General features: G+C 69.8%; 13 protein-coding genes and 1 pseudogene. 7 read left to right on the top strand and 7 right to left on the bottom strand.

All coding sequences use genetic code 11. From position 1 onward, the window contains the following. Positions 1-33: 33 nt before the first annotated feature. On the top strand, positions 34-441 hold the full coding sequence (locus tag Mth01_RS26040) for a DUF6292 family protein (protein ID WP_239090018.1): 408 nt from the start codon (positions 34-36) through the stop codon (positions 439-441). 7 nt (positions 442-448) lie between these two features. Here the strand turns inward: Mth01_RS26040 and Mth01_RS26035 are convergent, their stop codons facing one another. Both Mth01_RS26035 and Mth01_RS26030 read right to left on the bottom strand, forming a co-directional pair. Further along, complete coding sequence (locus Mth01_RS26035; protein WP_204018593.1) at positions 449-2,392, bottom strand: vWA domain-containing protein; 1,944 nt, start codon at positions 2,390-2,392, stop codon at positions 449-451. Next, positions 2,389-3,783, bottom strand: a complete 1,395-nt coding sequence (locus tag Mth01_RS26030) for a sigma 54-interacting transcriptional regulator (protein WP_204018614.1) — start codon at positions 3,781-3,783, stop codon at positions 2,389-2,391. The genes Mth01_RS26035 and Mth01_RS26030 overlap by 4 nt, the downstream gene beginning before the upstream one ends. Before the next feature lie 153 nt (positions 3,784-3,936). On the opposite strand from Mth01_RS26030, the gene Mth01_RS26025 reads away from it, so the two are divergent. Together Mth01_RS26025 and Mth01_RS26020 are read left to right on the top strand one after the other, a co-directional pair. Further along, positions 3,937-5,133: an FIST signal transduction protein gene (locus tag Mth01_RS26025; RefSeq protein ID WP_204018592.1), complete on the top strand. Its 1,197-nt coding sequence runs from the start codon at positions 3,937-3,939 to the stop codon at positions 5,131-5,133. Between the two features lie 61 nt (positions 5,134-5,194). Continuing rightward, a complete protein-coding gene (locus Mth01_RS26020) occupies positions 5,195-6,235 on the top strand; it encodes an ROK family protein (RefSeq protein ID WP_204018591.1) in 1,041 nt (346 codons plus the stop codon). Here Mth01_RS26020 and Mth01_RS26015 read toward each other — a convergent pair. Then, positions 6,222-7,073, bottom strand: coding sequence for a hypothetical protein (locus tag Mth01_RS26015; protein WP_204018590.1), 852 nt, complete (start codon positions 7,071-7,073; stop codon positions 6,222-6,224). The two genes, Mth01_RS26020 and Mth01_RS26015, sit on opposite strands and share 14 nt — an antisense overlap. Before the next feature lie 166 nt (positions 7,074-7,239). On the opposite strand from Mth01_RS26015, the gene ilvA reads away from it, so the two are divergent. Further along, on the top strand, positions 7,240-8,454 hold the full coding sequence (gene ilvA / locus Mth01_RS26010; RefSeq protein WP_204018589.1) for a threonine ammonia-lyase: 1,215 nt from the start codon (positions 7,240-7,242) through the stop codon (positions 8,452-8,454). A gap of 17 nt (positions 8,455-8,471) precedes the next feature. Here ilvA and Mth01_RS26005 read toward each other — a convergent pair whose 3' ends face one another. Both Mth01_RS26005 and hppD read right to left on the bottom strand, forming a co-directional pair. Next, complete coding sequence (locus Mth01_RS26005; protein WP_204018588.1) at positions 8,472-9,962, bottom strand: M1 family metallopeptidase; 1,491 nt, start codon at positions 9,960-9,962, stop codon at positions 8,472-8,474. A gap of 181 nt (positions 9,963-10,143) precedes the next feature. Continuing rightward, a complete protein-coding gene (gene hppD, locus Mth01_RS26000; RefSeq protein ID WP_204018587.1) occupies positions 10,144-11,247 on the bottom strand; it encodes a 4-hydroxyphenylpyruvate dioxygenase in 1,104 nt (367 codons plus the stop codon). 96 nt (positions 11,248-11,343) lie between these two features. On the opposite strand from hppD, the gene Mth01_RS25995 reads away from it, so the two are divergent. Together Mth01_RS25995 and Mth01_RS25990 are read left to right on the top strand one after the other, a co-directional pair. Next, positions 11,344-11,811, top strand: a complete 468-nt coding sequence (locus tag Mth01_RS25995; protein ID WP_204018586.1) for an Lrp/AsnC family transcriptional regulator — start codon at positions 11,344-11,346, stop codon at positions 11,809-11,811. Between the two features lie 153 nt (positions 11,812-11,964). Continuing rightward, entirely contained in the window at positions 11,965-14,310 is a 2,346-nt protein-coding gene (locus tag Mth01_RS25990) for a transglycosylase domain-containing protein (RefSeq protein WP_239090017.1), read from the top strand. A 117-nt stretch (positions 14,311-14,427) separates the two neighbouring features. Here Mth01_RS25990 and Mth01_RS25985 read toward each other — a convergent pair whose 3' ends face one another. Continuing rightward, entirely contained in the window at positions 14,428-14,862 is a 435-nt protein-coding gene (locus Mth01_RS25985) for a VOC family protein (RefSeq protein WP_204018585.1), read from the bottom strand. 127 nt (positions 14,863-14,989) lie between these two features. Between Mth01_RS25985 and Mth01_RS25980 the strand changes: the two genes are divergently transcribed. Beyond that, positions 14,990-15,757, top strand: coding sequence for a Fic family protein (locus Mth01_RS25980; RefSeq protein ID WP_204018584.1), 768 nt, complete (start codon positions 14,990-14,992; stop codon positions 15,755-15,757). A 72-nt stretch (positions 15,758-15,829) separates the two neighbouring features. Here the strand turns inward: Mth01_RS25980 and Mth01_RS25975 are convergent. Next, a pseudogene (locus Mth01_RS25975) lies at positions 15,830-16,226 on the bottom strand (hypothetical protein); the annotation flags it as partial.

Genomic DNA, 16,226 nt, shown 5'->3' with positions numbered 1-16,226 from the left:
TCGTCTTCCAGGACGTACGAGGGAGTGAGATCCGTGAGCACCAAACTGCCCGAGCCTTACAGTCGAGAGTGGCTGAGGCTTCCTGTTTTCTACGTCGACGAGGTCGCCGACGCCCTGGGGGAGCGTGTGGCGAGGTGGTGGGACGATCCGTTCGACCCTCGTGACGCCACGATCGTGTTGGTCGACGGCACCGCTCTCGTCTGGGACGAGGAGAGCGGCTGGCGGCACGGCCGCTTCGTCTCGGGTGAGCGGGGGGCCCGCACCGAGCTCGCCGAGGTCCGTCACCTCGGCGACGGTGTGCTGCCCATGCCCGAGCGGGTCGTGGCCCTGATCGAGGAACCGGTGTACGGCGGTGCCTGGCGTCCTGCCTACCGCAGCTATCGGGACCTGTATGACGGCTTCGACGAAGCGCTCGCGAGATTCGCCGGGGTGACCGCCTGACGGTGCGTCAGCGGCGGGTGCGGGCGCGGAGGAAGTCGCTGACGACGTATTCGCCGAGGCGGTCGGCGTCGGGGGAGAAGACGCGGCCGCCGTTGCGCCGGGCGATCTCGTCGACGAACTCGCGCAGCCGGTCGTCGGGGGCGAGCATGAAGATGTTGATGGTGGCCCGCCGCCTGGTCATCTTGTCGACCTCGGCGAGGGTCAGCGTCAGGGTCTCCGGCGAGGGCGGCCAGTCGAACCGCGGCACGCCGCTCGGCATGAGGTGCGCGGTCGGCTCGCCGTCGGTGACCACCAGGACGACCGGTTCGAAGTCGGGGTGCCGGTCGAGGTGGCGGCCCGCGATCAGCAGTGCGTGATGCAGGTTGGTGCCCTGGACCATGTCCCATTCCAGCGCGGCGAGCTCGTCGGCCCGCAGCACCCGCGCGTAGTTCGAGAACCCGATGACCTGTACGGCGTCCTGGGGGAACTTGGCGGCCACCAGCGCCTGGAGCGCGAGCGCGGTCTGTTTGGCCGCCGCCCAGGTGCCGCGCAGCGCCATCGAATAGCTCAGGTCGACCAGCAGGCACACGGCCGCGGCGCTTCTGCGCTCGGTCTCGGCCACCTCGAAGTCGTCCACGGACAGGGTCACCGGGGACCGGCCGCCGCGCCGTACGGCGTTGACGACCGTGCGCACGACGTCGATGGGCTGCTCGTCGCCGAACCGCCAGGGCCGGCTGGACCCGGTCGGCTCCCCGGCCGTGCCGGCGTCACGCTGGTCGTGATCGCCGCGGCGGCCTGACTCCAGCGATGAGAACACCCGGCGCAGCGCGGTCTCGCCCAGCCGGCGCACGGCCTTCGGGGTGAGCTCGAGCTTGCCGCGATGCCGCCGAAGGTAACCCTGGGCCTCCAGCTCCCGCTCGACCCGCCGCAGGGCCTCCAGGTCGTCGACGGCCGACCGGCCGAGTGCCCGGCGGATCGCCTCCTCGTCGATGTCGTCGAGCCGCGCGCCGGGGTAGTCCTGCCGGAGCGTGGTCTCCAGGTCACCCAGGTCGGCGAGCTCCTCCAGCGCGCTCACCGCGTCGCCCATGCCCATCGGCTGATGGCCGGAGACCTGCTCCGGCGCCCCCCAGCCGATGTCGGGGCGGCGGGCCTGGAGGGCGTCGCCGAGACGGCACATCTGCTCGGCCAGGCCGGCCTGTTCCAGCGTCTGCTCCATGAGCGCCGCCAGTTCGGCGCGCTGCCGCGGGGTCAGCGAGGCGAGCAGCCGCTGCGCGGCGGCGGCGCGGCGGGCGAGCTGGTCGACCAGCTCCTCCAGGTTCCGCGGGTTCTCCGGGAACATGTCCCCGTATTTCCGCATGAACTGGTCAAAGTCCTCCTGGGTGTGCTCGCCCCGCGCGTCCCGGTCCAGCATGTCGCTCAGCTCGGACGTCATCTGGCGGACGCGATCCATCGCCGCCGGATCCGGGTCGGCCAGCGCCTCGCGCATGCCGCGGAACCGGCTGTCGAGCACCTCGCGGCGCAGCAGGTCGCGCAGTTCCTCGAAGGTCCGCCGGGCGGCGGCCGAGCGCCAGTCGTAGTCGGCCAGCTCCCGGATCGCGCGGGCGGGATCGGACGGCAGCGCGTCGAGGAGCGCCTCCCGGAACCGGCCGTCCTCATCCGGCGTCAGTTCCGCCCGTTCCTGACCGATCGCCTTGTCCAGCAGCGCGCGAACCCGCTCCAGGGTGCCGTCGAGTCGCGTGTTCTCCCGCAGTTCGCCGCGGCGGCGCCGTACGGCCCGGAGGAGATCGTCCAGCCCGCGCCGGTCAGAGGCGCCGGGAAGGCCGCTCCGGAGCAGGTCGCGCAGCGCGTCGAGCGGCGTGGACCCCGACAGGATCGCGTCGCCCATGTCGTCGAGCGCCGAGCGCACGTCGTACGGCGGAGCCAGCGGGTCCGGCCCGGCGCTGTATCGCCGGTAGGCGTACGACCCGGTCATGTGCGGTAGACCGATCCCCCGGCCACCTCGTCCTTGGACAGCCGGCGCATCAGGTACAGCCCCTCCATGGCGAACTCCAGGGCCGCCGCGGCGTGGCCCGGCGACTCGTCGCCCTCACCCATGCCCAGCCCGGCCATGATCTTCGAGAGCCCGTCGATCCGCCCGATCCGGCGCAGCAGTTCGTGCGCCGGCACCAGCTCGCCCGACTCGACCTTGGCGCCCTCGCCGAACCTGTCCAGCAGCGGCGTCAGATCGGCCCCGCCGATCGTGACCCGGAACGTCTCGGCGGTCGCCCGGCGCAGCAGGTGGGCGAGCACCTCGGTCTCCCGGCCCTCCTCGCTGACCTCGAACTCGACCTTTCCACGCAGCGTGTGCACCGCCTGCGGCAGGTCGCAGACCCGGGTGACCGGCCGCTCCTCCCCGGTCAGCGCGGCCCGCCGTACGGCCGAGGCGGCGGCGGTCTCGGCGGCGGCGATGGAGAACCGGGCGGACACGCCGGAACGGGTGTCGACGGCGGTCGACTCGCGGACCAGCCGGGTGAACCTGGCGATCACCTCCAGCAGGTGATCGGGGAGGTCGGCGCCGAGCTCCCCGAGGGCGGCCTCCTGGCGGATCAGGACCAGCTCGTCGTCGATGGTCCGGGGATAGTGGGTGCGGATCTCCGCGCCGAACCGGTCCTTCAGCGGGGTGATGATCCGGCCGCGGTTGGTGTAGTCCTCCGGGTTGGCGCTGGCGACCAACAGGATGTCGAGCGGCAGTCGCAGGTTGTAACCCCGGACCTGGATGTCCCGCTCCTCCAGCACGTTGAGCAGTGCGACCTGGATCCGCTCGGCCAGGTCGGGCAGCTCGTTGACCGAGAACACGCCGCGGTTCGTGCGCGGCACCAGGCCGTAGTGAACGGTCTCCGGATCGCCCAGCGTGCGCCCCTCGGCGATCTTTATGGGGTCGACGTCGCCGATCAGGTCGCCGACGGAGGTGTCCGGCGTGGCCAGCTTCTCGCCGTACCGGTCCTCACGGCGGCGCCAGGCGACGGGCAGGTCGTCGCCGAGCTCGGCGGCGATCCGCAGGCACCGCGCGCAGACCGGCGCGTACGGATGATCGTTGATTTCGCAACCCTTGACCACGGGCGACCACTCGTCGAGCAGATCGATGATCGTGCGGATGAGCCGGGTCTTGCCCTGGCCGCGCTCGCCGAGCAGCACCAGGTCGTGCCCCGCGATCAGGGCCCGTTCCAGGTGGGGCAGCACGGTCTCGTCGAAGCCGACGATGCCGGGGAACCGCGGCTCGCCCGAGCGTAGCCGGGCCAGGAGGTTCTCCCTGATCTCGGCCTTGACCGTGCGGCGCCGGTGGCCGCTGTCACGGAGTTCGCGCAGAGTGCCGGAAGCAGGCATGGGCGATTTGTGCACCTGATGAGACTACGTCGCCACGTCGTGATCCGGCAGCCCGATCTCCCGTAATCCCATGAGGGTTGCGTGCGTCGATGCCCTTTCAGTGGGGAGAAATGGCCAAGAAGACTCTGACTGTTGATTGAGAGGGGCGAGACTATGGCGGTAATCACGAGCCGCTTCGCCGACGGTCTCGCCGTTGGCGCCAACCTGGTGGAGACGGCGGAGGCGGCCGTCCGCCGGGCGCTGGCCGGCCTGTCGAGCCCGCCTGACCTGGTGTGCTTCTTCATCTGCGGAGAGGATCCCGACGAAGTGACCCGGGCGGGGCTGCGGGCGATGGCCATGGCGCCGGAGGCCCGGGTGATCGGCTGCAGCGCGACCGGCGTGATCGGAGACGCCCAGGGAGTCGAGCTCCAGCCGTCCGTCAGCGCCTGGGCCGCGTCCTTCGGCGGTGGCGGGGTGGTCACGTTCGCCCTGGACACGTTGCGGACCGCGGACAGGTTCGTGGTCGTGGGGCTGCCCGAGCGCGGCCCCGACGACCGGGCGGCGATCCTGCTGGCGGATCCGTACACCTTTCCCGCCGACGCGTTCATCGAGCACTCGGGCGATGTGCTGGGCGACCTGCCGATCGTCGGCGGCCTGGCCAACGGGCTGGGCGGCCGAGGCTCGGTACGGCTGTTCGTCGACGGCGAGGTGCACACCGAAGGCGCGATCGGGGTCGTTCTCAGCGGCCCGGTGAACGTCGGCGCCGTGGTGAGCCAGGGCTGCCGCCCGATCGGGCCCTCCATGGTGGTCACGCGTGCCGAGGAGAACCTGCTGCTCGAACTGGCCGGCCAGCCCGCGCTCGGCCGCCTGGAGGACATCGTGAGCGCCCTCGACGAGGAGGACCGCGAACTGGTCGCCTCGGGGTTACAGATCGGCGTGGTCATGGACGAGTACGCCGAGCGGCACGAGCGGGGTGACTTCCTCATCCGGGGCGTCATCGGCATCGATCCCGAGCGCGAGGCCGTCGCGGTCGGCGACGTGCTGGACATCGGCAGGACCGTACGCTTCCAGGTCAGGGATGCCGAGACCGCCGACGAGGATCTCTACTCGCTTCTCGACGCGCACGTGCAGCGAGCCGGCCGGATCGACGGCGCGCTGCTGTTCTCCTGTAACGGCCGGGGTTCGGCGATGTTCGGGTCGGCCGATCATGACGCGCTCGCCGTACGGGACATGCTCGGCCCGATCGGGGTGGCGGGATTCTTCGCCGCCGGAGAGATGGGCCCGGTCAGCGGCCACAACCACGTACACGGCTTCACCGCATCCCTCCTGGTCTTCTCCGCCGGTCCGGCTCCCGGCCAGATGCTCAGGTGACGGGCGCCTCGGCCGCGATCCGTGCTTGACCCCACCCCGCGACGGGCACTGGGATGGGCACGTGACGGGATCTGTGCTGGCCGCCGACATCGGCGGCACGAAGCTCGCGGTGGGTCTGGTCGGGCCGGACGGGCAGGTGATCGCCGCCAGGCGTACGGCGACCCCGCCCGCTGGTGACGCGGAGACCCTGTGGGAGGCGCTGGCCGGGCTGATCGACCGTTTGATCGACGATGTGGGCGCCCCCGAGGACCTGGCCGGAGTGGGGGCCGGCTGCGGCGGCCCGATGACCTGGCCGGCCGGCGAGGTGTCGCCGCTCAACATCCCGGGTTGGCGGGGCTTCCCGCTCCGGGAGCGGCTGGCCCGGCGCTTTCCCGGTCTGCCGGTACGGATCCACAACGACGCCGTCTGCCTCGCGGTCGCCGAGCACTGGCGCGGCGCCGGGCGGGGGAGCGACAACATGCTGGGCATGGTCGTGTCCACCGGGGTCGGCGGCGGGCTGATCCTGGGCGGCCGGCTGATCGACGGCGGCACCGGCAACGCCGGGCACATCGGGCACGTGGTGGTCGAGCCCGGCGGGGCGCTGTGCGGGTGCGGCGCGCTCGGCTGCCTGGAGGCGGTCGCCCGGGGGCCGGGCCTCGCCGCCTGGGCGGTGGCCCGCGGCTGGTCACCGGGAGGCCTGCCGGAGCCGGGCACGGGCGAGCCGGGCACGGGCGAGCCACGGACGGGCGGATACAGCGGCGGATACCGCGAGGCGGGCGCCGCGACCGGGCGGCGGCTGGCCGCCGACGCGGCGGCCGGCGACGAGATCGCGCTGGCCGCGATGGCACGCGCCGGGCGGGCCCTCGGCATCGCGATCGCCTCGGCGACCAACCTCTGCGACCTCGACATGGTGACCGTCGGCGGTGGGCTGTCCCAGGCGGGACCGCTGCTCTTCGATCCGCTGCGGGAGACGCTGCGCGAGCACACCCGCATGGAGTTCGCCTCACGCGTCCGCGTGGTCCCGGCCGAGCTCGGTCAGGACGCCGGCCTCGTCGGCGCGGCCGCCCTCATCCTCGCCGCCGGTTCCTACTGGTCAGCAGGGGCCACCGTCACCGTCTGGTGAAGATGGCGGCGTAGACGCCGTTCTCCATGTCGATCCAGGTCGGGTACAGGCCCTTGGCCGTCATCTCGTCGAACCGCGCCTGGTACTGGGCGGCGCTCATCCCGTGGAAGGCGTACCAGGCGCCGATCGTGTCCTTGCGCCAGATGGTGAGGTAACCCTTGCCGTCGGGCGTGACCGTGATGGCGGACGGACGGTATCCGCGCTTGACGTTGATGTTGAAAATGCGCTGGTACTCGGATGCGGAGTCGGAGAGCGTGAAGTGCCAGGAGACGCCCGACGGGTTGGCGGCCCAGACAGCGGCCACCCGCGGGCTGGACGCCGTGCCGTACAGGTTGACCGAGACGGGGATGTACCCGTTACGGTTCGCGTCCGTGTTGGCCAGGAGGAACTCGGGGATGCCGATGCCGTGGCGGGCGATGAATTTGCCGGTCTTCTTCTCGTAGATAGCGGTGAACACGGTGTTCGGCCCGCTGCCCGTCGCGGTCACCACGGTGGGCTGGTAGCCATTCGCCGTGACCTGATCGAACCTCTTCTGATACGCGGCGCTCCCCCTGAGCTCCACCTCCATCGTCCAGTCGGGGCCGGGCTTGTTGTCCCAGAACATCGCATATCTTTCCGTTGACTTCTGCAGCCCGATCGAGAAGGTCACCGGACGTAGGTCTGCGGACGTCGCCGGGAAGATGGAGATCATCTTCGTGTGGTTCAGGCCGTGGTAGCCGCGGTACTCGTACGGGGTGGTGGTCTCGGCGCGGGCGTTCGCCGATGCCGGCGGGGCGGCCACCGAAACAGCGGCCAGGAACGTCGTGGCGGCTATCATGATCTTGCGAGGAGCGCGCATCGTCTTCTCCGTTGGTGTCGGGTCCGGACATGGCCCGGTTCAGTGGGGGTCACTCGTATTTACGGCCAGGTCGCTTTCACGCTGATTGCCGTGGCCTTGACGGCGACCTGCATCCGGGGTCGCGGTCCGGTCGGCGCGGACCGGCTCATCCTGCGAAGATTGGCTCATGGCTGTCCCACAGGTGACGTACGACGATGTCGTCGCCGCACGCGAACTGCTCAAGGGCGTGGCCGTGCAGACGCCCGTGCTCCACTCCCGGGTGCTGTCCGAGGCGGTCGGGGGTCCCGTACACCTCAAGTGCGAGAACATCCAGCGGGCCGGGTCGTTCAAGATCCGGGGCGCCTACGTCCGCATCGCCCGGCTCAGCGACGACGAGCGGGCCAGGGGTGTGGTGGCGGCGAGCGCGGGCAACCACGCCCAGGGCGTCGCGCTCGGTTCGACGCTGCTGGGGGCCAAGTCCACCGTCTACATGCCCGAAGGCGCTCCGCTGCCCAAGGTGGAGGCCACCCGGGCGTACGGCGCTGACGTCGTCTTCGCCGGGCACACGGTCGATCTGGCACTCCAGGCGGCGCAGGAGCACGCGGACCGGACCGGGGCGGTGTTCATCCACCCGTTCGACCATCCCGACGTCGTGGCCGGGCAGGGGACGATCGGGCTGGAGGTCATCGAGCAGCTTCCCGAGGCGGCCACGATCGTGCTGCCGATCGGCGGCGGCGGCCTGGCGGCCGGCGTCGCGCTCGCGGTGAAGTCGCTGCGGCCCGGGATCAGGGTCATCGGCGTGCAGGCGGAGCGGGCCGCCGCCTATCCGGAGTCGCTCGCGGCCGGGCATCCGGTCATGGTCGAACCGGCCTCGACGATGGCGGACGGCATCGCGGTCGGGCGGCCGGGCGCACTGCCGTTCGAGCTGATCCACTACCTGGTCGACCGGGTGGTCACGGTCTCGGAGGAGTCGCTGTCACGGGCGCTGCTGCTCTGCCTGGAGCGGTCGAAGCTGCTGGTCGAGCCCGCCGGGGTCGCCGGGGTCGCCGCGCTGCTCGACCAGCCGCACGCGTTCGATCCGCCGGTCGTCGCGGTGGTGTCCGGCGGCAACATCGACCCACTGCTGCTCGCCCGGGTGCTGCGGCACGGCCTGGCGGCGGCCGGGCGCTACCTGGCCTTCCGGATCCGCCTGACCGACCGGCCGGGCGCGCTCGCCGCACTGCTTCACCGGCTGGCCGAGCTCGGGGTCAACGTGCTCGACGTCGTGCACGAGCGGGTGGGCTCCCGGCTGCACCTGGACGAGGTCGAGGTCCTGCTCCAGCTGGAGACCAGGGGGCCCAGGCACTGCGACGAGGTGCTCGCCGCCCTCCGCCGTGACGGCCACAAACTGCTCTTCTCCTGAGCGGGCGGACCGGCCGGTCAGGCGACGGCGGCGGGACGGCGCGGCTGGAACAACCAGGCGTCGAAGAGAGCGGTCAGCTTCTTGCCGGACATCTGCTCGGCCAGCGCGACGAACTGCTCGGTCGTGACATTGCCGTACCGGTGCTCGGCGGTCCACTTCTTGAGCAGCGGGAAGAACACGGCGTCGCCGATCGCCTTGCGCAGGGCGTGCAGCGTCATCGCGCCGCGCACGTAGACGGAGTTGTTGAACAGGTCGGTGGCGCGGGCGTCGCCCGGCGGGTAGGTCCACATGGGGTCGGCGGCGTTCGCGTAGTAGCGCTTGAACAGCGCCTCGGCCGTGGCCTCGCCGCGGTGCTCGGCCCAGAGCCACTCCGCGTAGGTGGCGAAGCCCTCGTTCAGCCACAGGTCCTTCCACCTGGTGATGCTCACGCTGTCGCCGAACCACTGGTGGGCGAGCTCGTGGGCGATGATGCCGCTTTCGGGGGAGAACCCGCCGTAGATCGGCTTCGTCTGGTTCTCCAGCGCGTATCCGGAGGAGTAGTCGTCGATCACGCCGCCCGTGGAGGAGAACGGGTAGGGCCCGAACACGGTCGACCAGTAGTCGGTGATCTTCGCCGTCTCGGTGTAGAGGTTGTCGAGCGAGCCGCGGAAGACGGGGGCGACGGCCGCGTAGATGGGCAGGCCCTTGTCGCTCTTTCCGGTGCGGATCTCGAACTTCCCGGTCGTCATCGTGGCGAGGTAGCTGGCCATCGGGTGCTTTTCCCGCCACACGAACGTGGTCTTTCCGTCGACCGTCTTCGGCTCGCCGTCGAGCTCGCCGTTGGCGATCGCGGTCAGGCCGGCCGGCACCGTGATCTCGAAGTCGTAGGTGGCCTTGTCGGCCGGGTGGTCGTTGGACGGGAACCAGGTCTTGGCCCCGTTCGGCTCGGAGGTCACGAACGACCCGTCGGCCGTCGCCACGAAGCCGTACGTGCCGAGGTTGACGTAGTCGCGGATCGGTTCCGGCAGACCCGAGTAGTCGACCGTCACCTCGAACCTGTCGCCCTTGGAGATCCGGTACGCCGGTCGGATGGTCAGCTCGTCGCCCTGGCGGCCGAACCCGGCGGTCGCGCCGTCGACGGCCACCCGGCTCACCGTGAGCCCGCGCAGGTCGAGGTTGAACGAGGTCAGGTCCTGTACGGCCCTGGCCCGGATCGTCGCGCTGCCGGCCAGTCGTTTGGTCGCCGGGTCGTAGGACAGTCTCAGCAGGTAGTGCCGTACGTCGTAGCCGCCGTTGCCGTCCCCGGGGAAGGCGGGGTCGCCGATGCCCGGTGCGCCGATCGTGCCCGAGGTGATCGCCCCGAACAGGCCGTCCCGCCCGCCGCCCGGATCGCTGCCCTGTACGGCGGCCGGGGTGGGCGCGGAGGTCGGTGCGGCCACCGCGCCCGAACACGCGGCGGTGACGGCGAGGACCGCGGCGGCGAGCGCGGCGGTCACTGAGGGTGTCGTGGGGCTACGGAGCGCGGACATGGCCAGGCCACCTTATGCGAGGAGGAGGACTTGGCTCGTTTGATCACCGCGCCGTTCGCCGATCAAAGCCGGAGAAGGGCAAAGAGTGTCCCATCCCCATGCGGACCTCTGGGCCGTGCCTGACAAATCACCCATAGCGTCATACGTCGGGTTGGGATTTCTCAGACACGGCCTCGTGCGCTCAGAGGTTGCCGCGCCGCTCCTGCTCGCGCTCGATGGCTTCGAACAGGGCCTTGAAGTTGCCCTTGCCGAACCCGAGCGAGCCGTGGCGCTCGATGAGCTCGAAGAACACCGTCGGGCGGTCCACCACGGGCTTGGTGAAGATCTGCAGCAGGTAGCCGTCCTCGTCGCGGTCGACCAGGATCCGCCGCTTCTTGAGCTCCTCGATCGGCGCCCGGACCTGGCCGATGCGGGCCCGCAGCTCCGGGTCGTCATAGTAGGAGTCGGGCGTGTCGAGGAACTCCACGCCGGCCTTCCGCATGTAGTCCACCGTGGCCAGGATGTCATTGGTCGCCAGGGCGATGTGCTGCACGCCGGGCCCGCCGTAGAACTCCAGGTACTCGTCGATCTGCGACTTGCGCTTGCCGACGGCGGGCTCGTTCAGCGGGAACTTGACCTTGCGGCTGCCGTCGGCGACGACCTTGGACATCAGCGCCGAGTAGTTCGTCGCGATGTCGTCGCCGATGAACTCCGCCATCTTGGTGAAGCCCATGACCCGCTCGTAGAACTCGACCCACTCGTCCATGCGCTCGACGTTGCCGACGCAGTGGTCGACGGCCTGGAAGAGCCTGCCGTTCTTGACGTCCGGGGCCGCGACGACGGGCTCGGCCGCCGAGTAACCGGGCAGGTAGGGGCCGTGGTAGCCGGACCGGTCGACGAGCGTGTGCCGGGTCTCGCCGTAGGCCGCGATCGCCGCGACCATCACCTTGCCGTGCTCGTCCTCCACCACGTACGGCTCGGCCAGCCCCCGGGCGCCCTGAGCGAGCGCGTGACGGTAGGCGGCCGGTACGTCCGGAACGTCCAGCGCGAGATCGATGACGCCGTCGCCGTGTGCCGCCACGTGCTCGGCGACCGCCGTGCCCGGCCGTACGGAGCCGCGCAGCTCGAAGCGCGCCGAGCCGGACTCCAGCACGTACGCCACCTCGTCGGGGCTGCCGTTCTCCGGCCCGCGGTAGGCCGCCAGCCGCATCCCGAACGCCGTCGAGTAGTAGTGGGCGGCCTGCTTCGCGTTGCCGACCGCGAAGACGACCGCATCCATGCCGTTCACCGGAAAGACATCGTTCATAGCCACACTCTCAGACGGGGTAGCCAAATTGTGCAAGAGTGAGTTGAATTAGTGGACATTTTGTACACTCTGGGATCGTGACCGAAGGTAGAAGTTGTGACGATTGATCAGCTCGATTCGCGGATCGTCTCGCTGCTGCGGGCCGAGCCGCGCATCGGCGTGCTGGAATGCTCCCGGCGGCTCGGCGTGGCCAGGGGCACGGTCCAGGCCCGGCTCGACCGGCTGGCCGCCCGGGGGGTCATCACGGGGTACGGCCCCGACATCGACCCGGCCGCACTCGGCTTCGACGTGACCGCGTTCGTGACGCTGCAGATCCGGCAGGTCGCAGGGCACGTGCCGGTCGCCGACCAGCTCGCCCTGATCCCCGAGATCCTGGAGGCCCACACGATCACCGGCGGCGGCGACATGCTGTGCCGGGTGGTCGCGCGTAACAACGCCGATCTCCAGCGTGTCATCGACCTGATCGTGGACGTTCAAGGCGTGGTACGGACATCGTCAGTGATCGCTCTCGACACGCCCGTGCCGTACCGGATCCTGCCGTTGGTACGCGCCGCCGGAGGATAGGCTTCCCCACCTGTCGCCATGGGCTCGTTGTCGAGCACGGCCGGCCATCGTTTACCGTGGAACTCATCCGCCCAGCTCATAGGTGTACGCGGACGTTTCGGGGGGAAACGCGTGGACAGCGGCGACAGGGGCCCCATGCGCGGGGGTGGCTCCATGGACCACAAGCACGACACGGTTCCGATGCGGTTGGGGGACCCCGGACGGCCGGAGGTCCATGCCGGTGGCGACGCCGCGCCGCCGAAGACGCGGCGTCGCCGGCGGGGGTTGCGCGTCTTCCTCCTCACGATGATCTCGGGGCTCGTCGTGATGGCGGCGGCCATCGGCGCCGTCTGGTTAATGACCCCGATCCCCGACAGCACGCAGAAGCTGGCGACCGCCGAGGGATCGGTCATCTACTACCGCAACGGCAAGACCATCCTCGCCAAGCAGGGGGTCAACCGGGAGAACGTGCCGCTCGCCCAGGTGCCGAAGCCGGTACGGGATGCCGTCATCGCGGCCGAGAACCGCACGTTCTACCGGGACAAGGGCGTTTCGGTCTCGGGCAGCGCCCGCGCCATCTGGTCCACGCTCACGGGCCGGCAACTCCAGGGCGGCTCAACGATCACCCAGCAGATGGTCCGCAACTACTACAGCGGACTCGGGCAGGAACGTTCCATCTCGCGCAAACTCAAAGAGATCATGATCGCGCTGAAGGTGGACCGCTCGAAGTCGAAGGACTGGGTGCTGGAGCAGTACCTCAACACGATCTACTTCGGCCGCGGCGCGCACGGCGTCCAGGCCGCCGCGCGGGCCTACTTCAACACCGACGTGCAGAACCTGAACGTCGCCCAGGGCGCCTACCTCGCCGCGGTCATCCAGCAGCCCAGCCGGTTCGCCAACCCGACCGGAGACGTCCTGGAGACGGTCAGGGCGCGCTGGCGGTCGGTGATCGACGGCATGGTCGAGATCGGCGCGCTCAGCCGTGAGGAGGCCGAGCGACAGACGTTCCCCACGCTGGCCGCGCAGAAGCCGCCGCTGACGACGACGGGACAGGACGGCTACATGCTGGCCCAGGTGCGCGCCGAGCTCAACCGGCTCGGCTACAGCGACGAGGACATCAACCAGGGCGGCCTGAAGATCACCACGACCTTCGACAAGAAGCTCATGCGGCTCGCCAGGAAGGCCGTCAAGTCGGTCCTGCCCGGCGACACTCCCAAGAAGGTCCGCACCGGCCTGGCCGCGGTCGATCCGGCGACCGGGGAGGTCCGCGCGTTCTACGGCGGCGACTTCGAGACCACGCAGTACGACAACGCCTTCTCCGCCAAGGTCCAGGCCGGGTCGACGTTCAAGCCGTACACTCTGGCCGCCGCCCTCGAGGCGGGCTTCGGGCTCGACACCCGCGTCTACGGCGACTCGCCACTTGTGATCGGCAAAGACAAGATCCCCAACGCCGGCGGCACGTCGTACGGCTCGGCCATCACGCTGGTCGACGCGACCCGCAACTCGGTCAACACCGCGTTCGTGGACCTCGGACAGAAGGTCGGCCTGGACAGGGTCGCGGCGGCGGCGGAGGCGGCCGGGATCCCGGCGGAGCAGATCGCCCAGCAGAAGGCCTACCCCACGTTCCCCCTCGGCACCGCGTCGGTGAGCGCCGTCCAGCAGGCGTCCGGATTCGCCACGTTCGCGGCCGGCGGCATCCACCGTGACGCCCATGTGATCCGCGCGGTGACCGACGCCGCCGGGAACACCCGGAAGGTCACCGCGCCGGAGCGGCGGGCGTTCAGTGAGAACACCGCCGCCGACGTGACCTACGCGCTCCAGCAGGTCGTACGCGGCGGCACCGGCACCGCCGCGTCCCTGCCCGACCGGCCGGTCGCCGGGAAGACCGGGACCACCGACGAGTCGGTCGCGGTCTGGTTCAACGGGTATGTCCCGCAACTGGCGGTCGCGGTGAACATGTTCCGCGACGACAACAAGCCGGTGCGGGTCCCCGGATGGGGCGAACTGTACGGCGGCACGCTGCCCGCGCAGATCTGGAACGCCTTCATGAGCGAGGCCATGGACGGCAAGCCGGTCAAGGAGTTCCCGCCACCCGTCACCTGGGATCCCAACAACTACTGGGATGGCTACGCCATGGGCCGGACGCCTGACGAGCGCGGTGTCGAGCTCGGTTACCCCGGCTACCCCGGCTACCCTGGTCCGTCCGGCTCGCCGACGCCCGTCCCCTCCGCGCCCGGTACGGATGGTCCGTACGGCCAGGGCGTCCCGGAGGCCGGTCCGGAGGGCCGGGCACCGGGTGACCAGAGCCGGGGTGACCAGCCACCGGGTGGTCATCAGACCCCGGGCGGCCAGACAGGGGGCGGCCAGACCCCGGGCGGCCAGACAGGCGGCGGCGGCCAGAGCGCCAATCCGGTGGCCACGCCCGCAACGAATGCTCGAGGCCAGTCGGGTGACTCTCCCGTGACCGGCCCCGGCGGCCTACCTGTAATGACACCCTTGCAGGCCGTACCTCAACCGTGACCGGCCGCCTGAAGGTCGAACCGTACGGCCAGGCCGTCTGGAGCGGGCCAAGCACGCTATATCCCTCGATGCCGCCTGATATCCACTGAGTGCATTGGGGGCAGGCCTCCCGTGGTGTCACCACTCTGCGGGGATGTCTGGGTCCTGCTGGAGGAACTCGAGGCGGTTGCCGACATTGTCGTGGGCGTAGAAACGGCGGTGGCCGGGGAAGTTGTCGTCCCAGATGACTTCCGTACCGGCTGAGGTCAGGCGTTCGGCGAGTGCGTTGAGGTCGGTGACCCGGATGCCCGGGTGGGCCTTGCGCGCGGGGCGGAAGTCGGCCTCCACACCAAGGTGGATCTCCAGCGTGTCGGCGCGCACCCACAGGCCACCGCGTGCCGCGAGCACCGGCGGCTTGGTGATCTCGGACATCCCGAGGACGTCGACGTAGAAGTCGCGGCACGCCTCCTCGCTGCCCGCCGGGATGGCCAGCTGGACATGATGCAGGCCATAGCCGAACGGCGACCGTCGGTCTGAGCCGTACCCCTGCGCGGAAACCGTGTGTTCGCTCATCGGGTCACCTTCCGTCAACAGCATGACGTTGCTGTTTCTGTAAACTACGCAACGGCTGTTACGGGTGCGTACGAGAGCATCTGAAGATCATCCCCGACAGTGGGGCCGAGTCGGTCGGGAGCCAATGATGGACGCTGATGCGCGCCTGTTCGACTCTCTGGGGTTCCAGTGGGATCGTTCGTCTGTCAACCGCGAGATCCCCGTCCATGATGTGGCCCGGGCGGTGTGGCGCTACCAGCGGTCGCTGCCCGAGTTCGTGTGGGATGCGGCAGTCCTGGAGGGCAACCCGTTCACCTATCCCGAGGTGCAGACCCTCATGGAGGGCATCACCGTCGGCGGCCACAAGGTCAGTGATGAACGGCAGGTCCTCAACCTGGCGGAGGCCGCCAGAGAACTGGTGACCGTCGTGAAGTCCGGGGAGTTCCGTCTCGACAAGGCGACATCGGACCGGTTCCACCAGATCATCGCCAGAGACGAGGCGCTGGAGGCGGGCCACTTCCGCGGCGAGGGCTCGCTGACCCTGACTCCGGGCGTCAGCCTCGGCGAGTACGGTCGCTACCTGCCCCCGCAGACAGTCCCGGGCGGGGAGAACCTCCGGCAGATTCACGCGGAGGGACTCCGTGCGCTCGATGACGAGGCCGACGACCCGTTCGAGCAGGCCATCGCCTACTTCCTTTTCGGCGCGCTGCAGCAGTTCTACTTCGACGGCAACAAGCGGACAGCCCGAAACATGATGAACGGGCACCTGGTGTCCCATGGCATCGACGCCATCAGTGTTCCGGCTGCCCGCCGAGTCGAGTTCAACAGGGCCATGGTCGACTTCTTCCGGACCAAGAACGGCACCGAGATGTTCGCCTTCCTGGCCTCCTGCCACCCCGACCTCAGCTTCCTCTGATCGCGGGTGTGCCATGCCGATCCCGCCAGCCGGAATAGGTTCCCGGATCCGGTAAGTGATCGAGGTGCTCGGCTATCCGGCGGAGCGCTCCTGCTCGTCGGTGAACAGGTCGCTGGTGGAGGTGGCGGTGACGGCGCGCCGTGCCCATTCATCGAGCCGGTCCAGGTCTCTGCAGGCGGTGATGCGGGCGCGCTCGGCGTCGGAGACGGGAATGCTCCGTACCTTCAGGATGGTCAGCACCGCTCTGGCCTCACCCTCGGCGCGGCCTTCCGCGCGGCCTTCCGCAAGTCCTTCTGCGAGTCCTTCTGTCTTGCCTGCGCCGAAGTGCTTACGAGCGAAGGGGCTGTAGACCGGCCAGGTAGCCGAAGCTGATTCCATGATCTTCTCCATCATGAGTCGGGCAGCCTGCGAAGCCAAGCGATAGGCGTATTCATAGTAATGCGGAGCGTGTTCGGCGGGGAGGTGCCCC

The organism is Sphaerimonospora thailandensis, assembly GCF_016863115.1.
Classification (GTDB): Bacteria; Actinomycetota; Actinomycetes; order Streptosporangiales; family Streptosporangiaceae; genus Sphaerimonospora; species Sphaerimonospora cavernae.
This window is presented reverse-complemented; position numbering and strand designations above follow the sequence as displayed.

What these genes read in the sequence shown, in the direction of transcription:
- Mth01_RS26030 (WP_204018614.1), bottom strand. Translation starts at nt 3,783, where the DNA reads ATGCCTGCTTCCGGCACTCTGCGCGAACTCCGTGACAGCGGCCACCGG.
- Mth01_RS26025 (WP_204018592.1), top strand. Translation starts at nt 3,937, where the DNA reads ATGGCGGTAATCACGAGCCGCTTCGCCGACGGTCTCGCCGTTGGCGCC.
- Mth01_RS26015 (WP_204018590.1), bottom strand. Translation starts at nt 7,073, where the DNA reads ATGCGCGCTCCTCGCAAGATCATGATAGCCGCCACGACGTTCCTGGCC.
- Mth01_RS25990 (WP_239090017.1), top strand. Translation starts at nt 11,965, where the DNA reads ATGGACCACAAGCACGACACGGTTCCGATGCGGTTGGGGGACCCCGGA.
- Mth01_RS25980 (WP_204018584.1), top strand. Translation starts at nt 14,990, where the DNA reads ATGGACGCTGATGCGCGCCTGTTCGACTCTCTGGGGTTCCAGTGGGAT.
- Mth01_RS26035 (WP_204018593.1), bottom strand. Translation starts at nt 2,392, where the DNA reads ATGACCGGGTCGTACGCCTACCGGCGATACAGCGCCGGGCCGGACCCG.
- Mth01_RS26005 (WP_204018588.1), bottom strand. Translation starts at nt 9,962, where the DNA reads ATGTCCGCGCTCCGTAGCCCCACGACACCCTCAGTGACCGCCGCGCTC.
- Mth01_RS25985 (WP_204018585.1), bottom strand. Translation starts at nt 14,862, where the DNA reads ATGAGCGAACACACGGTTTCCGCGCAGGGGTACGGCTCAGACCGACGG.
- ilvA (WP_204018589.1), top strand. Translation starts at nt 7,240, where the DNA reads ATGGCTGTCCCACAGGTGACGTACGACGATGTCGTCGCCGCACGCGAA.
- hppD (WP_204018587.1), bottom strand. Translation starts at nt 11,247, where the DNA reads ATGAACGATGTCTTTCCGGTGAACGGCATGGATGCGGTCGTCTTCGCG.